The sequence below is a fragment of the Spirosoma utsteinense genome, from assembly GCF_014282275.1.
GTDB lineage: Bacteria > Bacteroidota > Bacteroidia > Cytophagales > Spirosomataceae > Spirosoma > Spirosoma utsteinense.
Map to the genome: position 1 here is coordinate 1 of NZ_VFIA01000106.1, position 3,479 is coordinate 3,479.

A 3,479-nucleotide genomic window follows, 5' to 3' on the forward strand; every position below is an offset into this window, starting at 1 on the left:
CATTAGTCTGCTGTTTTTCAAGCTGTTGCAGTTCGTCAACGGTCTGGCTGATTTTAGTAGCGTAATCCATAACCAAAGATACGACTTATTGAATTTGATTTAGTATAAGAATGAGAAACAGTAGTTAAAAAAATACAAATATATACGGCTTTGTTTAACGATAGAGGTAGCCAACAGGATGTAATACACCCATAAAAAGCCCGCGAGGATTACACAATAAAAAAAAAGAGCCGAATAAATAAGAATGGCTCAATTTTTGTCAAGCTATGTGGTTCCATAAAAAAAGTCGTGTCAAGAAAAGGCCCGGTTTTCGTGTACAAAAGAGCCAGCCTTGTCACCAAAAAGACCCTGCGAACGTAATAGCTGCACGATGATTGTTAACGTTTTGGCGTAACTAATTCAACAGGAAAGTTGAAAAGTATTGCTTAACCAAAAAAAATTATATGTCAAAATTAATACGCTACTTACTTGTAGGACTAGGTATGCTCCCTCTTATGTTGCTGGCAAACGAAGCCTGGGCACAGGTGAAGGTCGGTAACAACTCCACTACACTTAATGCGAATGCAGTACTGGAGATTGAAAGTACCAATAAGGGCTTGCTGCTGCCCCGGTTGAGTTTAACCTCAACAACCGCTGTAGCGCCGATGTCGGGGACTATTACGGCCGGTATGGCTGTGTACAACACCAATACCAGTATTACCGGTACAACGGCTTATCCGATTTTGCCCGGTGGCGGTACCGGAATCTACGTACACGATGGTACGGGCTGGACGGGCGTTCGCACGTCGATCTCAGCCTACGGACAGGATGTTTCAGGGATTAATAATACTATGACAGTCATTGGCTTGCAGGGCAGAGCTGTAGCCTCCACGGCACCCACCACTAGTCAGGTACTGCAGTGGAACGGCACAAACTGGGCACCGGCTACGCTGGCTATACCGGCGAACCAAACGTTGTCCCTCTCGGGTCAGACGCTGACTATTTCGGGTGGCAACGCCGTTACGCTGCCCATTGGTAGTGTGACAACGGGCAACGGTCTGGCTCTGACCGCAGGCGTACTCTCCTTTACGGGTAACGCAGCTATTACTGCGAATAACGGTCTGACCGCCACCGGCAGCACGGTCGCCCTGGGCGGTACATTGACTCAGAATACGACCATCAATACCTCGGGTAACAACTTAATAATGAACGGTAATATTGGCCATAGCCTTACAGTTGGGGACCAAATTTCGGTCACTACCCCGGCCAGTGTAACTGCCGACTGGAACTCAACAAACGCAGCCAGCCTTGTCGATTTTCGTATAACTGCTTCATCTACTTTTCCGGCTGGTACTGTGATGATGCAGATTTCTAAGCCTGGTCTTCAGGGGGCTTGGTTTGGAGTCAATAAAAGTACGGCTTCCGGATCTATACCCGGTAATGCTGTGGTACTTGCGACAGGGTTAACAGCCAGTGGTTTAGTTTTAGGGCGCAACCTTAATCTTGGTGCCCCTACAAGCGATTTCTATATCGAACCAACCAATGGTTTTGTCGGGATTGGCTTAGATGCGGCAACTTTTACGCCAAGTGCCAACCTGCACGTAAGCGGGACAGTTCGCCTGCAGGGTCTGCCCACCAGCGCCACCAACACAACGGTGGTGACAACGGATGTCAACGGAAATTTGGCGTCTACGCCAATCGCCACTCTGGCTCCGGCTCAAACCCTGACAGCTTCGGGTGCTAACCTCACGATCTCGAGGGGCAACACCGTGACACTGCCCATTGCGGTAACCACCGTGACAACGGGCAACGGTCTGGCTCTGGCCGCAGGCGTACTCTCCTTTACGGGTAACGCAGCTATTACCGCGACCAACGGTCTGACCGCCACGGGCAGCACGGTCGCCCTGGGCGGTACATTGACCCAGAGTACGACCATTGCCCAGGGTACCAACACGTTGTTGTTGACCGGTGCGAACAGCGGTACGGCCATTACCCCGATACTCAATTTACGGCGAACCGCAAATAACGCGTCCCCGGCAGCCCTCCTTATCGATTCACCAACAAATGCACCAACCGAAAACTATGGTATGCTTTTCCGGAATGGTAGTGCTGGAGCGTTCTTTGGCTATGTAGGAAATAGTCCGGGCATAAGTGCGGTTGAGCCAGGAGGCCCAGCCATTATTGCGGGTGCATTAAAAGATATTAACTTTTTTACGTCTCCGGGTCCCGACCAGGGAGACGCGTCTAATCCTACTGACCCCAACAATATTGTCCGCATGACAATAAGACATACATCGGGTAACGTAGGTATTGGTAGTAATCAGCCTAGTGCGAGGCTACATACCGTAGGTACTGTTCGACTGGAGGGTCTGCCCGTCGACAATACCAATACAACCGTACTGTCGGTAGATGCCAGCGGTAACGTAAGTACGAGCGATTTGAATTTGATTAACAACAAGCTTAATATCAGGTCTTTATCGGCGAGCGCATCGGTGATAGACGCAGACAATACGATCCTGGTAAACACTACAGCGGCTGGCCTGACGTTGACGCTTCCACTGGCTAGCGCCAGCAGCGGGCGTGTTCTCACGATTAGAAAGGTGGACGAATCGTCCAACGCAGTTACGTTTGTTAACGGCCCCATACGTAATTCTACCACAAGCACGTTTACGACCCTTAACTATCTGAAAACCATACAGATTCAGAGTGACGGGACGCAGTGGTATGTTATCAACAACTAAACCGTTTAGCTGACGCTGCCCGTACTGCCTGCTTATACGATAGCATAAACAGGCAGTACGGGCAGTACAGGCTGGCCCGGCAAAATTTTACGAACAAACGGATTAAGCTTATCTAATTGGCTTAGCTATAAAACCAGTAGGTTACATGGTACAGAATAGTAAACAGAGACGTGTTCTGACAGCCCTGGCGCTGTTTTCAGGGATTATGGGGGGCTTTGTTACGGGCGCAGTAGCCCAGACAGAAAAGCCGGTTTCCACTCCTTCGCCCCATCTGATGGTTTTTGAACAGGCTCGTCAGCTGGGCGATGTCAATACGGCCATCATGAGCCTGCATCAACTGCTTATTGCTGACAAAGAAAAATACGCATCCTATACCGATACGCTGGCTCTACTCTATTTCGATGCCCGCAATTACGCGGTGTGTAATACGCTGTGTACCCTACTGCTGGCTAAAAAGCCGGATAAGACAGTATTGATGGAGTTGAAAGCCGCATCGCTACGGCAACTGGGGCAGGCAGTTGAATCGGCAGATTTATACGGGCAGTTGTTCACCAAAACAAAAAACCGGATGGTGGGTGTCGAATTGATGCAGCTACAACTGGGGTTGAAGCGGCTGAATGAGTGCCTGCAAACCACCGATCGGGTAATCAGTAGACTTGTTGTGATGGTGACTATGAGCTAGTTAACTAAATAGAAGTTCCATAAACCCGCGCAGATTCCTATCGCTGATTCGTACAATGTGACCTTGTGGGTTCGTAA

At 49.4% G+C, this 3,479-nt stretch carries 2 protein-coding genes; both read left to right on the plus strand.

The features are described from left to right. Positions 1–443 precede the first annotated feature (443 nt). Entirely contained in the window at positions 444–2,720 is a 2,277-nt protein-coding gene (locus FH603_RS27730) for a beta strand repeat-containing protein (protein WP_186742535.1), read from the plus strand. A gap of 145 nt (positions 2,721–2,865) precedes the next feature. Continuing rightward, positions 2,866–3,402, plus strand: a complete 537-nt coding sequence (locus FH603_RS27735; RefSeq protein ID WP_186742537.1) for a tetratricopeptide repeat protein — start codon at positions 2,866–2,868, stop codon at positions 3,400–3,402. Positions 3,403–3,479: the final 77 nt, after the last annotated feature.